We start from the raw sequence: 19217 nt of genomic DNA, 5'->3' as shown, positions 1-19217 counted from the left end.
AATCGTAATGTTTTTCAATTACATTTTAAAGAATATTATCATTAACTCCTTGCACATGACTAAAAGTGCAGCCAATTCCTCTCTTTTCTCTAAATAGATCGATTAGAGGATAATAGCATAAGAAGATTCGATGTAATCCACATATTATAACTACTACTAAATTAAACGAGGTGATAATATTGGCTACCGTCATTAATGTTCCTGCCGATCAGCCAACGATTACTGCAGCCATTGCCGCCGCTTCACCTTTTGACACGATACGGGTCGCACCTGGTATCTATAATGAAATTGTGATCGTAAATAAGCCTGTTCAACTCCTTGGCGCCCAGGCCGGCATTGATGCACGTAATAGGCCGGGAACAGCTGCTGCAGAATCGATCATTACCGGAACAAGTGCAAGTGGTATTGTTCAAATAACAAACGAACGCGTCGTGGTTGATGGCTTCATCATTCAGAACAATACCGCAGGTCCCGGCATTTCATCAGTTGGGACGGGCTCTGGTTATTGGATATTTAATAATATTATTCGAAATAATGTATTCGGAATCTATCTCTTATCAAACGGTGCATTAGAAACTCAGGTGCGGTATAATTTCTTCTTTTCCAATAACCAGACTGGTGCTGCTAATGGTAATGGATTGCTCTCCGAATCAGGTTCAAACTTTTGGATTGATAACAACCTGTTCTCTGGGCACCTTACTGCTTCTGTCAATTTATCACCAACCCTCCTTACGGGAGTTAGTGCTATCGTATCAAACAACAGGATGGTTACAGATAATTCAATTGCCTTAACCAACACGACTAACGTAAAAATTGCTGATAACATTTTGACAAATACCCAAGGCAGTGCTATTTTCTTCGGCGGGAATACGGCGTATACGGATATCGAAGGAAATGTGATTCAAAATGGTATATCAAATGGGGTCAATGTAACGACTGCATTTGTTGCTGCGCCTAACACGAACATCCGCATGAAAAACAACACGATTTCGGGCAATAGCGTGTCAGGATTAAATTTACCTGCGGGTGCGTATGCTGTGGGAGGAGCAAATCTTCCTTTAGATGCCACCAATAACTGGTGGGGGAGCCCCTCGGGTCCTTCACCGATCGGAACAGGTGATGCTGTAATCGACCCAAGCGGTTTCGCCGTCATCACGCCTTTCTTAACAGCACCTCCAAATTCGCAAGTTATCCCCCAATCCGTGCTTACAACGGGACCTATTATGGTAGCAAGTTCACCGATTCGGACTGCGGCTGCACTAATCTTAAATGATGATCCCCTAATTAACGCGCAGGTTACCGTTACGGCTTTTGATCTTTCAACGGGGGTAAAAGCACCTTTTAACGTATTCAACCTCACGGTGCCCCCGCAAAATGTAAGGTATCTTGAAGTTCCAGTCGGTTTCACGTATGTATACGAAATAGTTTTCAATGTTACTGGCACAAATCAAGTAGCCATATCCGTGTGGAATCTTGATGCAATGAAGGTACAAATCACCGGTCAGCATCTTGTTGCATCAGAAGAATTCGTACTTCAAAGGCTATCACCTTGATAAGAAGACCCAGCCAAAATAGCAATGTCCCTACTGTACAATCTTAGTGTATAGTACCCTGGTTTCGACCAGGGGTGGTTACATATTAAATCCCCCCTGACTCATCTCTCTCGATGTTCACTTCCCCAATTTACGATACGTTCGAGCATACCATTGAAGTCATCGACCAGAAAAACCGCACCACGCCGGAGCCCCGATCTTGAGATTGACGAATAACAGTCAATGCGGGCAATGGCCATGGTGCGGTTTAACATCGTTTAAGATTTATTTTTTCCTTGGTACTATATTCGCCACATCGTCAAAGTAAAAGGTTCGTTTCCCTTTCTTGAAGAGGACGACGGTGACATGGATAGATAATATGACCCACATTATAAACACAAATGCTAATGCAGCCACACTGATCCAAATATGATAAGGATAAAGAATTGAATTCATGTCTAACTTAATGCCATTAAATAGACGCGTAATCCATGTTGCCGCTAAAGGCAAGTAAAGCGCAAAGGATCTTTTTAACAAGGACGGCCATGAAGGTGTTCCCTCACCCACTGTAGTTAGCTTGAATCGCAGTAAATGGGTTCCGATAGTTTTTCCATTCCAAATAAAAGGAACTACAGAGAAAAGAATAATAAACAAAATCGTTGTAAACAGAAATTCTGCAAATTCGCTGGTGATAAAGAAACCAACGGTAAGGCTCCAACTAATCTTGATCAACAGATAATCGACAAGCACAGCCAGTAATTGCGGCAGCGGAGGTACGAGCGGACTTTCCTGCATTTTTTCTGCCTTCGCTATAAGGTTATTTCGAGACGGAAATAGCGCAAGTATGACAGGAGCAATGATGAATCCAAACAAAGCACCCGTGCTGTTTAGTATAAGATCATCGACATCGAAGATACGATATGGACAATTGTAGATTCCGTAGATCCCTGTAATTTGGGTTGTTTCATAGAAAAGGGATAACGCGAACCCCAAACCAAGCGCTTTCTTCCAATTTCGTTTATGCTGAAAAAAATACCTTAGATAAACGCCAAGCGGCAATAATAAAAGGAAATTGAATGCCGCCTGCAAAAATACACTGTCCGTAAGTACCCGCGCATAGGTCGATGGCTGTGACCATACGACTGAACGACTATGTATTATTTCCCAAATAAAATGAAATGGGACGAGTGAATAATGAACCGCATCGGGTGATTGCAGAGCGCAGGTATTTCGAGTATCCGGAAGAGGCAGGAGAACTAAAAATAATGCCGATAACATATAAAAAACAAAGGAATAAGCCACGATGGATGCCCAAAGACTTAAATGTCCATATTTTCTATAACTATAAACCATCCAAGGAACAATAAGGAAAAAACTCAATATGCAAAAAATAATAAATGCTGTTTTTATGGGAATAAAATACACAGACATACAGGCACCTCTTGAATTGGAAAGATGAATAGATAACCTTATTCTTACGAATTTCTTTCAAAATCCCTTTGCAACTTTGCTTTTCTTGATTAATCTACCCCAAGGGATTATTTTAATTCGGATTCGAAAATAGACTGTAAAAAAGGACTGTACCTCTCCTCTACGTCTGCATTCAAACATAATGAAGGAGACACCCCAGATCGGGGTGCCTTCTTGTTAGAATGCGAATCCTTCAATTATTTATTGAAAGTGACCTTCTCCGAACCGCTCTCAAGAACGATCGACGTGTCCCGCGGCTTCGTTTCCGCGATTTTGCGGCCGCCTCTGAACGAATAAAGCACTGCTGCCTGCTTGCGGATAGCCTCGTATTCGTTCTCCGCTTCAAGAACGATGAAGTTGGCAGGCTTGCCTTCTTCAATACCGTACACATCCTCGATATGCAGTGTTCTTGCACTATTTTTCGTAATAAGATCGATCGAGTTTACGATTTGATCGTAACCAAGCAGCTGCGAAGCATGGATGCCCATATGGAGCACTTGGAGCATATTGCCCGTGCCTAGCGGATACCATGGATCAAAGATGTCATCGTGACCGAAGCACACATTTAGTCCGGCTTCCTGCAGCTCTTTGACGCGGGTCAGCCCTCTTCTCTTCGGATATGTATCGAAGCGTCCCTGCAGGTGGATATTAACCAAAGGATTGGAGACAAAATTCAGGTCAGCCAGCTTCAGCAATCTAAACAATTTGTACGTATAGGCATCATTATATGACCCCATCGCCGTTGTGTGGCTTGCCGTCGTACGAGAGCCCAGTCCGCGTTCGTAGGCTTCTTTGGCGACAACTTCCACGAAACGCGATTGCTCATCATCGATTTCGTCGCAATGGATGTCGATGAGCCGGTCATATTTTTCCGCGAGATCAAAAGCAACCTTCATCGAATCAACGCCATACTCCCTTGTGAATTCAAAGTGGGGAATGCCGCCAACCACGTCAACGCCCATTCTCAGCGACTCTTCCAACAGTTCCGCGCCATTCGGGTAGGAGTGGATGCCTTCCTGCGGAAAAGCGACAAGTTGGATGTCAATATAAGGTGCCATTTCTTCTTTCACTTCAAGCATCGCTTTAACTGCGGTTAAGCTAGGATCGGTCACGTCCACATGCGTCCTTACATGCTGGATGCCTTGAGCAATCTGCCACTTCAGAGCTGTTGTGGAGCGCGTTTTGACGTCTTCATGCGTCAGGAACGCCTTGCGTTCTGACCAGCGCTGGATGCCTTCGAACAGCGTTCCGCTCAAATTCCATTCCGGCTCACCGGCAGTGAGCGTTGTGTCCAAATGAATGTGAGGTTCAATGAACGGCGGCAGCACAAGCGAGCCGCCCACGTCAATGACTTCCTCGTCCGCTGTTGTTTCCAGCGACTGCGTAATCCGTTCAAACTTCCCGTTCTTCACGACGATATTCCATATGCCCTCTTTACCCCGCAATTTTGCGTTCTGTATAATCATTTGTTTTCCCCTTTTCTGTGGATTCTTTGGCAGGAACGATCAGCATCAATACAATGTAGACCACTGCCGTTCCGATCAGTGCGTTCAATGGCGTTATTCCGGGAGCCAATTGGGCGAAGGCAACGCCGATAGCCCAAGCTGCCATCGCTATCCAGTTTACCTTCTTAAAAGTCATCTCGGCAAACGGTTTATAATTTCTGCGCTTTACAAAGAAGTAGTCCGCGATGATGATGGCACCGATCGACGGAATCGCCGCGCCCAGCACATTTAGGAAACCGACGAAGTTGTTGTACATCCACATGGCCAAGACGGTACCCACGATGCCATTGACAATGACGAAGAACTTTTTCGAAATTTTCGTGATGTTCGCAAAGCCTAGCCCCGAAGCATACAGGGCATTATCGTTGGTCGTCCAGATATTCAGCCCCAGAACGACGATCGCGGGAATGATCAAACCTTGCAGGAACATGACTTCCGAGATATCGGCCTGGTTATAAGCCATTGCGCCGACGGCACCGAACAAGAACATGAGCGAGTTCCCCAGGAAGAACGCGATGACCGTTGCGGTAACCGCCTGCCGGGACGTCTGGGAAAACCGGGCGAAATCGGGCGTCAGCGTTCCTCCGCTAATGAAAGACCCGATACAAATGGTCAATGCCGCTGCCGTGGTGAGCGTCTGGGTCGGCGAGTAATCGAGCAGCCCTTGCAGCCCCCCCAGGGATCCTGCCCCTTCAAACATGGAGTAGCCGCCAAGGATGGTAATGGCCGGAACTGCGATGTAGCCCAAAATGACGAGCGACTTCATGCCGAAGATGGCGGATGCCGTCATGGCGAAACCAAACAAGAAGATCAGCAGGTACACGTTCCAATCCATCGCTTTGGCAACCGGAATCGCGAACATGGCCTCGCCGACGCCAAACCATCCGACCTGCGTGAATCCGAGCAGGAACGATGGCAGGTACGACCCTTTTTCACCGAACGCATATTTTGCCAACAAGTGCGTGGAAAGGCCCGTTTTGGCAGCGATATGTGCCAGTGCTCCCGTATAGATGCCCAGTGCCAAGTTGCCCGCAAGCACGATGCCTATGAACTCCATGAACGTCAAGCCGACTCCTAACGTCCCCCCTGCCAGCATGCTTGCCGAAAAGAACGTGAACCCTAACATGACGGATAGCGTCTTCCAAAAATGGTTTCTCTGCGTTTTCGGTACCGCTTGCCACGAAAACTCTTGATCTTGTTTGCTCATCAGAATACCTCCAGGTTAAAGTGTCCTGATACCAAAAAAGCAGAAAAAAGAGGCTACTCGTCAAGTCTCAAACTGACAAGTAGCCTCTTCTTTGCATCATAACCCGCGCGAAGACGCAGAGCATCCCCTGATGGGGTATGCACTGAATCACGCGTGATTATAAACATCCGCTGCCCTTGCCAGCCTCTCTGGACTGATTTAAAGGTACCAGTATTCAATTACATTCTATTATTTTGGAAAAACCTACGATTGTCAATGTTATTATTATCCAATGGTCAGGATACCAGCGTCATCAGGCTCGAGCCTACGAATTCGCAAACGGTCCAGAGTTTGAAATGACTTATGATCGAGGCAACCATTTGTATGAAATTGAAATCTGGATCCCTGTTATTAAGAAGCCTAGTGCTCAGAACAGAGAGCAGCACGAGTGCCTGACACAACGTGCTGCTCTCTTCATATCTCACTCGTATATCCGAATAGAGAACTTAATTTTTTGTTCCGATGACAGCAAACATCAATGGTAAATTGTCTATCAAATTATTGTCTCGTTCCAATTCATCGACTCGAATAAGTGAAAAACCGCATATTAGAAAATCATTTAAATACTCTGATATTGAACGGTGATAAGCACCTAAAATAGAACGAATCGTTCCTCCCCCTTCAGATTTCCAAAATTGCGAATCATACCGGATTATTTTTCGCGAACCATCACCTAAAGGGTAACTAAATGGAGATTGAAAGCAGGGATGCATGATTACCCAGATCATAGTCCCATTGGGTTTTAGGATCCGATTTGCTGCTTTAAAAACCTGTTTATGATCCGAAACATCCATTAGCATTACGCTGGAAACAACATAATCAAAGGATTCGTCTTCTAATTTTTGTAGTGACATTGCATTATCATTTACCCAGGTCACTTGATCAGTGCGATTACGGGCGTATTCTAAAAGCTTTTCACTTAAGTCAACGCCAGTTACTTTTGCTCCAAGTATGGATAACCGGCAGGCTAATTCCCCCTGACCACAACCGATGTCGCAAATGTTAATGTCGGTCAAACCAGAAAGGTTGTTTAATTGCTGTAAAATATACCTGTAAGAACCTTCGGGGCCTCCTGACTTCACAATTTCGTTATATTGTTCAGCATAACAGTCATAGTTCACCATCCAGGCCCCTCCTTTTAATCGATTATTTCAAATGTATTCCATGCTTTTCGAACTCAAACCTAAATTGTATTTTTAAAAACAAAAAAGCCGCGTATTTTGCGACTTCTTATGTTTAGATGATCTTGTCCTTATACGCGCCACCCGCAATCCCCTAAATTGTTATTCCTCAATTAACAAGCAGACATTTTATATAGCTGACTTCCGAGCCTATATGATCTTGTTCAGAACTCACCATCCCTGCCTCCTAATCATCGATATTCGCTTGTTTTCTAATTGAATGAACCGTGTGTGTGAATGCTTCTGCAGCTTTATATGCATCTAATGCATGTTGAAGACGTTTTACTTGTTGATTCAGCTCATTGCTGTTATCTTTTGCCTTAATTGTTGCACGCGCAACCTCAATAAGCTCTTCTTTTGCTGCTTTTATCGCACGATGATGAGCTTTTTCAATGAGTTGCACTGCCATATGAGTATAAATCGTTGCAAACTCTTTATCGCCAATCTGCTGCTCACGGGCAGCCAAATCGCTCTCACTGATTACCCAATCTCCCGAGTCATTTTTCGAAGCGGATAAACGCCCGTCATTAATCATGTTAAGAATGGTTTTATAATGGACCCCAAGTAAAGACGCTGCTTCTTTAGCATTCATTATTACTCAGCTCCTTATCCATAGTTATCCATATATTAAGGGATAATATGATGTAAGTAAACAGAAATAATAAGGTCCTGGTTTCTTTTCACAGATCGGCATAATGAAAAAAGCCGCTCAAGTGAGCGACTTTCTTTGAAGTGCATGTTAATCAGGCTTTAATCAACGTTTTCGCTAGCTCGCTCATATCGCGGCCCTGCAGCGCACCTGCCACCAGCTCTGGCAGCATGCCTGGCGTGCAAGCGAAGCATGGCGTGCCGTCCCGGGATAGCTGTCTCGCCAGCCGTTCGTCATAGAACGGCCGTCCGCTATCCGAGAGCGATAGCAGGCATAGTGTCCGCACACCCGATTCACGCATCTCCCGCATGCGGCGCACCAAGGCTGCTTGATTGCCTCCCTCGTAAAGGTCGGTTACCAAAATAAACAGCGTTTTTTTCGGCTCCTCGATAAACGACTCGCAGTACGCGACCGACTTGTTGATGTCCGTTCCCCCGCCAAGCTGGACGCCGAACAACATATCGACGGGATCATCAGCGCACTGCTCCGTCAGGTCGACTACTTCCGTATCGAACACAACGACGCGGGTATCCAGCGCCGGCATGCTGGCGAAGATTGCGCCCGTTACCGACGCCCAGATGACCGACTCCGCCATGGAGCCGCTCTGGTCAATATCGAGAATGACGGTCCATTCCTTATTGCGCCGGGCCCGGTCGAAATAATAAAATTTTTCGGGAATCAGGATGTTCCGCTCCCGGTCGTAATGCTTCAGGTTGCGCCGAATCGTCCGCTTCCAATCCAGTCCACTGAGCGAAGGCAGCGGCGTATGCTGCCGTTTGTTCAACGCTCCGGTCACGGCCCGCCTCATGTCTTCCTGTAAGCGGGCCATCAGGTCATCAACGACGGCCTTGACGAGGAGGCGCGCGGTCTCCTTTGTCCGCTCAGGAATTTTGCCCTTGAGCGCCATCAACGTTCCAACCATCTGAATGTCCGGTTTTACCGATGCCAATAGCTCTGGCTCGAACAACAGCTGCTTCCATCCCCTGCGCTCGATCGCGTCGTTCTGGATGATGGAGACGACATCCTCGGCAAACAGGCTGCGTACGTCGCCGAGCCAGCGGGACAGGTTAACCGAGCCTCTTCCTCCACCCGCTCCGCGGCCAGCGCTGCTCCCCGAGCCCCGTCCCGAACCGCCGCTGGAGTAGCTGGCGTCCGTGTCGTCGTAAATCGCGGCCAGCGCGGCATCCATGATCGCTTCTTCTTCCGTCAACTGCAGTGCTTCACTTCCAGCCAACTCTTCCAGCTTCCCCTGAACCGCCTCTCCCAGAATCAGGCGCCAGCGGGATACGGAGTGTTCCAGTCTTTCTTTCGTTTGATCCGTCATGTTAAAAGTCCCCAAAGTCGAATTCATTCAATTCATCCAGCATCTTGTCTTCTTCCTCCTTGAGATCCCCGGTCAATATTTCAGCCGCCTGCTCTGCATGAACGCCCCATAATTCACCCAGCGTCTCGGCGATCATCGTTTTTTCGTGCGGTGAGAAGGAGCTGAACGCCCGGCGCAGGAATACGAGCGCCCGCTTGAATTGCTCATCGTCCAGCGAAAGGATGTAATCGTTAAGCTGCTCCCACAGGCTCATACGAGATAGTAAGGCGTAACGGTTGCGCATAGACAGTCCTTCGAACCAGCCGGCCCCGAGGTCAGACGGAATGCCCGGCGACAGCCGCCGTGACACTTCCGCAGCGCACTGATCCGCATCCATCTCCCCTCGTTCCAGCAGCAAGGCGCAGGCGAAGCCGGAGAGCTTCGGATTACGGTCGTCCCGCTCGGACAGCTCGTTTAGTCCAACCAACCATAGCGGCACGTCGACAAATTCGTCATGCTCCTGCGCGATCCGGTTCAGGTCACCCATGGCGGCGACCATGCCGTACGCCGCCTCGTCGCTGCAGTTCGCCGCGTCGGACAAGTAAAGGCAGGCGCGGTAGAACAGCTGCTCGAGCAGCGGCACGAGAGGCGCGGTGTCCGCACGGCGAATATCGCCGTAAGCGATGATGCGCGACAGCTCAGCCGCAGCGGCCGCGATCTGCGCCACGTCGCGGCTGTCTGCAGCCAGCGACTGCAGCACGCGGCGACCGTCCTCCATCTGAGCGGTCATGCCGCATCGGACGGAGACGCCGATCAGCTCGGATGCCTCCGCGATGGAGGTGCAGCTTTCCAGCTTCTCCCTCAGTCGATGGGCACAGGCGATTTCGATCGTTTCGCCTAGCAGAGTGGACTCGATTACCCGGATCTCAGCCTCCGGGGTCCATTGAATAATCCAATCCTCGGCCCAGACCGCACGGTCCCCGGCAGCCGGACGGGATTGGACGAACGGAATTTCCAGCAGTTCCAGACGGCGAAACAGAAAAGATCGGTTCAGGTCGAGGAATGCAGCCTCCTGCGACGAAACCCGGCGATTCTCGCGCAGGTCAAGCGACAAGTCGGTCGAGACGGCGGTCTTGTATTGTGTCAGCTTGAGCCTCTTCAGCTCGCGGTTCAAGTCATCCTGCAGCGGCGTCTGGCTGACGCCTTCGGCTAGGGAGCCGATCTCCGTGCCAACGTCAACGCGGGCCAGCGCCTCGGCGACCACCGACAGCTCGCCGCGTCCGAGCAGCGTTTGGGCCGCGTCACGCAGCTCCATCAGCGTCGGCGCGCTGCCGCCGTGCAGCGAAGCCAGTCCTTCGGCTAACCGCACCGCTTCGATGACCTCGACGGTGGAACGGTGCGTGCCGGATGCCCGCAGAAGACGGGCAACATTCGAGAGGTATAGTATCGGCAGCTCCTCAGGCCGCCCGTTCTCCATCGCCTCCCACATCATCTGGTAGTAATGCGGTGCGGTGTTGCCAGCCCCGTAGCCTGACAGGCTGGACAGCCGATAATACGAATACGGCATCAGCGTCAGCTTGGTCCGGCGCGAAGGTATCGCTGCCAGCTCTTCGTCGCTCATCGTACCCGACGAAGGATATTCCAATGCAGCCGCATGGTACGCGCCACAGACGACCACGATCTTCGCTGGATCATGCCCCGATTCGATCGTTTTCATAATCTGCCGCCGCATATAAGCTTCCCGCACTTGGTTGTATGCGAACTCTTCCGGCTGCTCGGCTCGCTCTCGCTCTTCACCGAGACTTCGTATCTCTTCGGAAAAGGTCAGGATGGATTCCCGGTACGCATCCGAATTGGCGTTGTGCTCATAATGCCGTTCCCAATATGATTCGTAATCGTGCTCGCCGGCCAACTCGGCGATTCGTTCGTAAACGGAGCGTTCCGATAACGAGTTCTCGGGTCCGGCTGTCGACGTGCCGGCAGTTGGCACTATTTTCTCCGGTAGCGCTCCCTGGGCCAATGACGACTCGCTGCCCATCCCTTCCGGCACGAGGCTCTTCCGGCGGGCGCGTTCTTCCTCATTGCGCCGCCGCAGATCCTCCAGAGCAATTGTCGCGTCCGACGGCAGATCGATCAACTCGCAGTGTGCTCCGTTCTTGGCAGCCCACCGCATCGCCTGCAGCTCCGGTGAATAGACGGCGAACGGCCACAGCGCCGTCCGGACAGGCATTTCATTCGTAAAGGCCAGCACCGCCACAGGCGGCACGGTCAACGGATGAATCAGGTCGTCAATCCGATCCGTCGCGTCCGATGGTCCTTCGATCAACACAGCCGTTGGGCGGACGCGATCGAGGTACTCCAGGAGATGGCGGGCACCTCCGGGGGAGAGGTGCCGGACGCCGAAGACGGAGACCCGGACGTCTTCCGAGGCGGTCTTCACTCGTTCAACTCCCTGCACGCCTGATACAGTCCGCGCCAGTCCGATCCCCGTTTCTTCATGACGTTGTCAAGGTACTCCTTCCAGACCAATTTGTCTTTGTCGTCGTCTTTCACGATGGCACCCTGCAGACCGGCAGCCAAATCTTCGTCCGTCAGTTCGCCGCTACCGAAGCTTGCCGCCAGCGCCATGCTGTTGGTGAGTAGCGATATGGCTTCAGCGGTAGAGATCACGCCCCCCGGAGATTTCAGTTTCTCCTTGCGGTCAAGCGTCATACCGCTGCGCAGCTCGCGGAAGATGGTAACGACCTTCAGCAGCGCTTCGTCTGCCGGAGGAGCCGCCTGCAGCTGATACGAAGCGGCGATCTCGCCCACGCGCTTTTTGACGATGGAAAGCTCAGTCTCCAGATCGGAAGGCGACGGCAGTACAATGATGTTAAACCGCCGCTTGAGGGCGGCGGACATCTCGTTGACGCCGCGGTCGCGCGTATTCGCCGTGGCGATGATCGAGAAGCCTTTTCGGGCACTTGTCTCGCTGCCGAGCTCGGGAACCGAGACGTTCTTCTCGGACAAAATGGAGATCAGCGCGTCTTGAACCTCCGAGGCGCAGCGCGAAATTTCCTCAAAACGGGCGATGCTGCCATTTTCCATCGCGCGCATGATCGGGCTGCGCACCAGCGCCTCAGGCGTTGGGCCGTTCGCAAGCAGCATCGCATAGTTCCACGAATAACGGACCTGTTCTTCGGTCGTCCCGGCTGTTCCTTGCACAACAAGCCCTGAATTGCCGCACACCGCGGCCGACAGGTTCTCGGACAGCCAAGATTTGGCCGTGCCCGGTTCGCCGATCAGCAGCAGAGCCCGGTCGGTAACGAGCGTCGCGATTGCCATTTCAACCAGCCGCCGATTGCCAATGTACTTGGGTGTGATCTCCAATTTGCCGGCTTTGCCACCGGTAATATACTTCAACACGGCGCGGGGCGACATCTGCCACCCCGGAGGAACCGCTCCCTTATCTTCTTTAATAAGCGCTTCGATTTCATCTCGGTACAGCTGTTCCGCCGGAAGGCGCATGGCATCCTGCGCTTGCTTATTCGCTAACGTCATATCACGTTCTCCTCTCGCTAATGAATCTATTGGTTGAAGGACTTGCACTCCAATGCTGCCGTTTTCAATTCGGCAACGACCTTACGGGCCAGTCCGTAGCAGATCGGTCATGTCTTACATACGCCGGTTATACCGAAGCAGCCCTGCGGCGGAGCGCATGAATAATCTCTTCAAGCTTTTCCTTCAAGCTGTCGTACCGGATGTCCTTAATCAGAGCCTCTAAACGGTCCGCACTCTCCGAAGCGAGATGATCGGGGACGCGAAGCAGCCGCTCGCTCTCCTCCTCATACATGCTGTACGTGCGTTTCCAGTCTTTACGCTCCATCCATTTCATAAGGAGCTCATATTTCGTGTCCTCGTCCGCGTCGCATGCATCAAGCGAAGTGAAAATATAATGAGCGTCATGATGGTTTGCTTTCTCCATTGTACGCTCAATATACGGCAGCAGCCTCGAATTACCTGGAGCGGCCAGCGCGGATACCAGCTGCAGATCGTCGCGCTCGATGAGCCAATCGAGCCAGCGCGGATCCCATTCCGCCTCGATCTGATCCTGCGGCAGCCGGATGCGGACATACCCTTGGTAAGCATATAATTCATCTCTAAGCGTATCCAGCAGCGCTTTTTGGGCCCGCTGGGATTTTTTCGATACCACGGTCTTAAGTCGTCCCCAACCGGAACCAACGTACTGATCATACAGTTCAGCTGGCGTTAGCCTCCGCTTTGACGCATGGAAGGCGTAGGGCAAATAAATCGGGTCCTGTTCCTCCAGACGCTTAAGCACGTCAAGCGCCTCATCTGTATCCGTACTTTCAAGGTAGGTTGCAGCGTGCCTCAGGATGCGAATGCAGTCCCCACCATGGAGCCTTCCCAGCGCAGGGTAAGCCGACTGGTTCCCCGCCAGATCCAGGTACAGACGCTCAAGCTCGGGATGGCGCGCATATTCGAACGCGGTCAGGAACGGCTCCAGCGCGCTCCACTGCTTTTCTTTCGCCTTCTTATCCACCTCGCCTGCGTCTTCCTTCCGAAGCAGCTCCTCGAACAGCGGCAGCAGCATATCGATCATTTCGGCGGAGGGTGCATAGCCGATCGCTTCGGCTGCAAGCAAAGCATCCTTCCCTTTGAACGTATCGTACAGCCGCTCCCTAGCTGCTTCCGAGTTACGGACCGCCAGCGCCCTGTATGCGCCTTCCCGGACTGCCTTTTTCTTGTCATGTGACCACTCCAGCAGCCGAGCTTCATAAGCCGGATGCGGGCCCAGGCAGGCGATGGCCGCAGAACGAACTTTATCAGCCCCTTCTTCGGCCGCATGGACAAGTCGTTCCAGTGACCGGGCATCTTCCGGATCAACGCCAAGCTCCCTTACAACCTGCAAGCGCCGTTCTTCCTCACGCCCGCCCTGAATATCCATCTCAGACAGCAAGTATGGCACGATGGAGCGGCCGTAGCTCGGCAGAATGTTGCGTGCGGCGAAGTCCGCGATTTCCGAATACGAGTCGCTGAGTGCCTTCATGGCAAAAGGGAACAGCCGCAAATCACGAAACAGCCCCTGCTCGTACGCCGACGTCACAATTTCATAGCGGCCTCCCCCTGATTCAGACAATGCGTTTTGTACCTCCGTTAACTGACGGTACGAATGCATTGTCGTCAGCTCAGGCAGCTCGTTATCCTTCTCCCGTTCTGTTACAACCTGTGCTTCTGCTGCCGTGGCTCCCTGCGTCGATAGCACTGAATTCAGCAACAGCGATACGTCTTGAAGGCGGACCGCTCTCGCTTCCGGGTCTGAAGGGCCCGTCAGTGCTGCCACGCCTTCGGCCAGCTTTTTGAATACAGGAGCCCGTTCTCCTAGCTGGGCCAGCTTCGGCTCCAGCCGTTTAAGGCGGAAATCCTCAGCCGCCAGGTCACTGCCTGCTATATATAGGCGGCGCAGCTCGCCTTGAAGTTCCTGCAATAAAGTCGTGCTCATTGGTTTCTCCTCCCGCTTTCCCCGATTTCCTATTGTTTCGAGATTCTGATCGCAGACGATTAGTACAGCAGCCGGGCAACCCGGTCCCCTTGCAGTATCGTCAGCGGCTGGGCGATAAGCCGGCCTGTGTCCATCCGGTGCTCAAACATCGCAAGCACACAGCAATCGACCAACAGCGACGAATCGACCAGCGACAGAAGCTGCGTCGAGGCCTGAGGCAGCCGGTACACGTCGCCGAGCTGCAGCGTATTACCCGCGGAGTCCACCAGCGTGAATCCGCCGTCTTCCGTAGACGCTATCTGAGATACCTTCATCAGTACGACCGGCGATCGGTCGGCCAGCGGATCCTTGAGTTGGTTTTTAACGGCCTTGACCGCTTCGGGAATCGATGTCCAGGCCGCGGCGCATGCAGCTTCCAGGTCGGCGTTTTCCATCGTGCGAGGCAGAATCCCCTCAAAACGCACCCTTGCGTTCATGCCGCTGGGATAACGATAAAGCTCGGCGATTTTCGCAACGTCGAAGAAGCTGTCTTCCTCCTTCATGAACTTTACCGCTTTGAACGGCCGATACTGCACCGTACGGTGAATGCGATCGCTGCCGAGCTCCAGCCAGAAACCGGTGTCCACGAATTCTCGCCGCGCTTCATCCTTGTAGCTGTAGAAAGCGAGCTGAAGCAGCTCGACGTTTTCGCTCACCCTTCCGGCTTCCTTCAATTCGGCCAACTGCCAGGCGTGTCCCAGCCATTCCTCGATGGTTGACTCCGTATCCGGCTTCAGGTCCGGGTCCTCTTGTTTGGCCAGCAGGTATGCCCTGCCCTTCTTGATAAAAGCGTGCAGCAGCGTTAACTGCTCCGCCGCATATGTATAACTGATTTCGCGGTCGTTCTCTTCCAGCAGCAGGGCGAGCCGGCGCAGCTCATTCTCCGCTCCGGTCAAGTAGCTGCTGCCAAGCCGTTTGGCGTGCTCATTCAGGCTCTTGACCGTCCGGGCGTCCGTAGTTCCTAGACCTCCGCGCACCAGCGAGAGCACAAGCTTCTCCAATTCGCCCAACGCCTCAAGCTGCTTGGCGATCTTCTTCTTTAGCGCACTTTTGTTGACTTTCTTCGGCTTGTCGGTCAGTTCCCCGCTTTCTCGTTTAGCCTTGTTTTCCTCCCGCTTTTCCGCTTTTTCCCGCTTGGACGCAATGTCCTCCGGTACTGCTCCCTTCTCAAAGCTTATACCGTCTGCATAAGCGTACATTAAGCCAAGGGCATGCTTGCACGGAAATTGCCGGCTCGGGCAGCTGCATCGCGCGACTGGATTGTCCGGCGTGATAAAATCAACGGAGCATACGTAATTGGATTTCCCGCTGCCCAAGCACTCCCCGAATAGCAGGTCTTCATCCTCGGATACGTTGAGCTTTATAAACTTGCTCTTTTGTACAAGTCCCCGTCCGTTTTTGGCTGCGGCCGCATTCGGAGCGAGTGAATCGATATAAGATGTTGTCAATTGAAGCAAATGAAACGTCTCCTTCCCTCTGATTCCTCTTCAAAGAATATTGAGCTTTGCTTAATTGTATGAACGCAAGAAATTCTCGTTAGCAATTAAAAAAGCTATCCGATTCTCTAATTTCATAGACAACGAAATAATGTAAATTCTGCTCCTGAACACGATTGCGTTATATAAACCAGCACTATGAAAAGAAGCTGTTTTCGCGAATATATGTAGTGCGCCCGTGCATCTTATGTACTTCCGTAGATATTCCTCTATTGAAGCAGTTGCGAGAATATAATCGTCCGCAAATAGCGGAATGGATTGATTAGCTTAAGAAAAATCTTGATCTCATTCATGCAGAACTAGCGCCGAGTTCCCAACCATACTAACGGTCAAATCTACTAAAAAACATGAGTGCGCGCTGGCTCTATCTATGCACATCCGTTTTTTCCGCATTCGATGGCTTGGTTTCTTATTTCAGTAACCCAAAATCCAAACGCTCAAATAAATCAATCATTCATTAATTTGCGGGATAGCCGCATCACGCAGCCAACCTGCTGCAATCACATCCCTTCTGCTTCATTGCCAGTATTAATCCATATTCATCCATTATATCAAATATTGATCTACTGCAGGTAACCGATCATTGAGGATGCCGAGCACTCCCAGATACTCTCTGCCGAACCCTGAATTAACCTCTTCCCTTCCCATCTAAAAGGCGACTTCTCACGCACATATTTAAGAGAGCATCATAGCTTATAACCTGACTAGGTGGTGCCCACAAAACACAAAAATGCTTCCGAGAGGAAGCATTCTGTGTAATTAACTGAGCTTGGTGTTGTTATTGAAAAATTCCCACTGCCAATATCGAGCTTTCAGATCGCTTCGCAGAAGGGTGGATCGGCGACGATGGCCTTCCTTACCGGGTGCCTCTACCGGCGCGCCGGTAATGATTACCGCTGCACGATGCTCAGCGTCGACGCTCGCAGGACCAAGCTTACCGTTTAAGGATCAATGGCAAAAAGCTGGTCCCGTATTCGGGAGCTCCGATCCCGACATATTCCGCCATCGTGGCTGCAATATCCGCCATCGTGCTCCGTTCACCGATGAATACCGGCTTAATTTGCTGGCCGACGATCAGAATCGGCGTCTGCTCCCGCGTATGGTTGGAGTGACCGATCGTCGGATCATTGCCGTGATCGGCCGTAATGATGAGCATATCATCTTCTCCCATCTCGGGTATGAAGGTAGCCAGGAACCGGTCCGATGCTTCCAGCACTTCCTTATACCATTGGCAATCCTCTTTGTGACCGGCAAGATCGGTCTCCTGAACATTAACGAGGAAAATGGCATTTTCCTCGGCCTCCACATACTTCCGGCGATAGGTTGCCAGGACGTCTTTCGTCTCCACAACCGGATCGTTGAAACCGTTGGCCGAAATGACGTCCGCCGTTTTTCCGATGCGATAAACAGGCAGCCCGCTTCTCTCGGCCATATAAGCGAATTGTTTTTCAAACTCTACCCCATAGCCGAGATGCACCACTTGGTAACCTTCGCCGTAAACATTGGCCTTGGGCGCGTCCACCCCCCATTGGCCCGGGTGTTTTTCCCTCACGACCGATAAAATCGTGTCGATATCTGTCTTTATATTACCAAATACGATCACCCGGCTTGTGTCCACATGGGCACGAACGACTTTTCCGATCTTCACGACCTCATCAAACGGCAGCTTATTCAAATCTCCAACAACATTGATAATGTTGCCGAGCTGGGATTCCAGGTTATCGCCCACAACGACCGCGCCTTCCACGAGCAGAACCGTTGCACCCGCAACGGGGAGCTCCACTCGATACCCGGCTGCCTCAAGAGCAGACCTGATTCTTGGTCCGATCTCTGACATTAGACGTTTGGCCGGCATTCCGGGCTTGCTGCCCATCAGCTCCTGATGCCCCATGAAGGTATCGGCCCCATAATGAGCCAGATTGCTCCGTCCATAGGCCCCGAGCGGCTCGCCGGTATCGTCTACCAGCTTGCCAAGCCCTAAACGGTACAGAACCGGAATCGCAAGCGGCACCGTTTCCCGAATATGGTTGTACGTATGGGCATCCACATCCTCCGGCTTAAGCGTCCGGCAATCCTTCATTGCGCCAATACCGAATCCATCGAGTACGAGTAAGGATAGTTTTCCCATGTTACATCCCTCTTTTCTGGAAATGAACCAATTCCGGCTTATGGCTGTTCACTCCTCTTACAAAAGCGACATGAGCTCTGGTTACGAAAATTTGCGTACGGAACGCGTAGATCACGGTATCGCCGACCTCCATCGGCTGTTCCCGCTCCAAGCATCCGTAGTAATCGATATTTTCCGCAGAGTACTGACTGACCTTCGCCTTCTGGGAAGTCACGTCGCGCGAGGTCGAACCGTAAAGCGCCTGATGCATATGCGACCGCGGATAAAATCCGCCGGCAATCGTATAGGCGTACTCATCGTCCATATGAGAAATCTCCGATACATATACAATGCTCGGTATTTCGGCAAGCCGATCGTTGTATGCATGCAGCGGGGTCGTGCCTGTCAGTGCATGGCCGGGCTCGCCATGCGTGACGCCATGGCGTTTCAACAGCGGGATGGTGTGACAGCTGGTCGCACTTGGAGCATTCACTTGCTGAATCTCTATGCCGTGCATCCGAAGGGTCTCCACAGCGGTCAGCAGCGTCTCCAGATTCGGCGTAATGTCAAAATCCGTGTTCTCGGCGTTGATCTGAAGCACGGGAAAGCTGGTCGCCCCCACGATTCGGATTCCCCGCAGCTTCCTCAGCTCCGGCAGGAGCCGCTCAAGCTCATGGAGCAAAAATCCGCCGAACTGACCGGGGAATATTGCATCGCCGGGACGGATGACTCTCAGAATAACATCTTGTACCTGTCCAAGTGCCACAGCGGCTTCCGACAATTGGACCGCCCGTTCCAGAGAAAACAAGGTTACCACTTCGGGCTTGATCTGGCGCAGCACATCCGCCCATTGGCTTTTGCTCGGCTGTACGATATGCCCGATATTGCCAATGCGGCACCCGGCTTCGGCCAGGGCATAAGCCTCATCGATGTCCACCGCCACCGCTTGCCTGATTCCGCATTGCTCGATCAGCTTACCGGCATAACCGCTGCGGCCAATTTGTTTGGTCATGTAATAGAGCTTCATGTCATACTGTTCCGCCATATCAGACAGAGCGCGGGCGTTATGCATGAGTCCATCCGCATCGATCACATACGTATTGGCCGGTATCTCCCCCCTCTGGTGAAGGATCGCCGCCGCACGGATCAACCCCTCATTCCGTTGTAAAGTCATATCTACAAACAT

At 51.5% G+C, this 19217-nt stretch carries 13 protein-coding genes; 1 reads left to right on the top strand and 12 read right to left on the bottom strand.

Going from position 1 to position 19217, the window contains the following annotated elements:
- Window positions 1–179: 179 nt before the first annotated feature.
- On the top strand, window positions 180–1553 hold the full coding sequence (locus MKX76_RS07370) for a right-handed parallel beta-helix repeat-containing protein (RefSeq protein ID WP_341033331.1): 1374 nt from the start codon (window positions 180–182) through the stop codon (window positions 1551–1553).
- Window positions 1554–1817: 264 nt separating this feature from the next.
- Here MKX76_RS07370 and MKX76_RS07365 read toward each other — a convergent pair whose 3' ends face one another.
- The 12 genes from MKX76_RS07365 to MKX76_RS07310 form a co-directional block, all read right to left on the bottom strand.
- Entirely contained in the window at window positions 1818–2963 is a 1146-nt protein-coding gene (locus MKX76_RS07365; protein ID WP_341033330.1) for a VanZ family protein, read from the bottom strand.
- 236 nt (window positions 2964–3199) lie between these two features.
- On the bottom strand, window positions 3200–4468 hold the full coding sequence (locus tag MKX76_RS07360; protein WP_007128092.1) for a cytosine deaminase: 1269 nt from the start codon (window positions 4466–4468) through the stop codon (window positions 3200–3202).
- Window positions 4437–5714 carry a cytosine permease gene (codB, locus tag MKX76_RS07355; RefSeq protein WP_341033329.1) on the bottom strand — a complete coding sequence of 426 codons (1278 nt, stop codon included), beginning with the start codon at window positions 5712–5714 and terminating at the stop codon, window positions 4437–4439. The genes MKX76_RS07360 and codB overlap by 32 nt, the downstream gene beginning before the upstream one ends.
- Before the next feature lie 485 nt (window positions 5715–6199).
- Window positions 6200–6877, bottom strand: coding sequence for a methyltransferase domain-containing protein (locus tag MKX76_RS07350; protein ID WP_028405308.1), 678 nt, complete (start codon window positions 6875–6877; stop codon window positions 6200–6202).
- A gap of 244 nt (window positions 6878–7121) precedes the next feature.
- Window positions 7122–7526, bottom strand: a complete 405-nt coding sequence (locus MKX76_RS07345; protein WP_028405309.1) for a helix-turn-helix domain-containing protein — start codon at window positions 7524–7526, stop codon at window positions 7122–7124.
- A gap of 151 nt (window positions 7527–7677) precedes the next feature.
- Window positions 7678–8907, bottom strand: coding sequence for a VWA domain-containing protein (locus MKX76_RS07340; RefSeq protein ID WP_341033328.1), 1230 nt, complete (start codon window positions 8905–8907; stop codon window positions 7678–7680).
- A 1-nt stretch (window position 8908) separates the two neighbouring features.
- A complete protein-coding gene (locus tag MKX76_RS07335; RefSeq protein WP_341033327.1) occupies window positions 8909–11326 on the bottom strand; it encodes a DUF5682 family protein in 2418 nt (805 codons plus the stop codon).
- Complete coding sequence (locus MKX76_RS07330) at window positions 11323–12426, bottom strand: AAA family ATPase (protein ID WP_341033326.1); 1104 nt, start codon at window positions 12424–12426, stop codon at window positions 11323–11325. Before MKX76_RS07330 ends, MKX76_RS07335 begins: the two co-directional genes overlap by 4 nt.
- A 127-nt stretch (window positions 12427–12553) precedes the next feature.
- Window positions 12554–14389, bottom strand: a complete 1836-nt coding sequence (locus MKX76_RS07325; RefSeq protein ID WP_341033325.1) for a HEAT repeat domain-containing protein — start codon at window positions 14387–14389, stop codon at window positions 12554–12556.
- A 59-nt stretch (window positions 14390–14448) separates the two neighbouring features.
- Window positions 14449–15885: an SWIM zinc finger family protein gene (locus tag MKX76_RS07320; RefSeq protein WP_341033324.1), complete on the bottom strand. Its 1437-nt coding sequence runs from the start codon at window positions 15883–15885 to the stop codon at window positions 14449–14451.
- A gap of 973 nt (window positions 15886–16858) precedes the next feature.
- On the bottom strand, window positions 16859–18052 hold the full coding sequence (locus MKX76_RS07315) for a phosphopentomutase (RefSeq protein ID WP_341033323.1): 1194 nt from the start codon (window positions 18050–18052) through the stop codon (window positions 16859–16861).
- Between the two features lies 1 nt (window position 18053).
- The gene (locus MKX76_RS07310; RefSeq protein ID WP_341033322.1) at window positions 18054–19217 is read right to left on the bottom strand and encodes a YhfX family PLP-dependent enzyme; all 1164 of its coding nucleotides are present in this window, start codon (window positions 19215–19217) and stop codon (window positions 18054–18056) included.

Source organism: Paenibacillus sp. FSL R5-0810, assembly GCF_038002285.1.
Classification (GTDB): domain Bacteria; phylum Bacillota; class Bacilli; order Paenibacillales; family Paenibacillaceae; genus Paenibacillus_AQ; species Paenibacillus_AQ lactis.
This window is presented reverse-complemented; position numbering and strand designations above follow the sequence as displayed.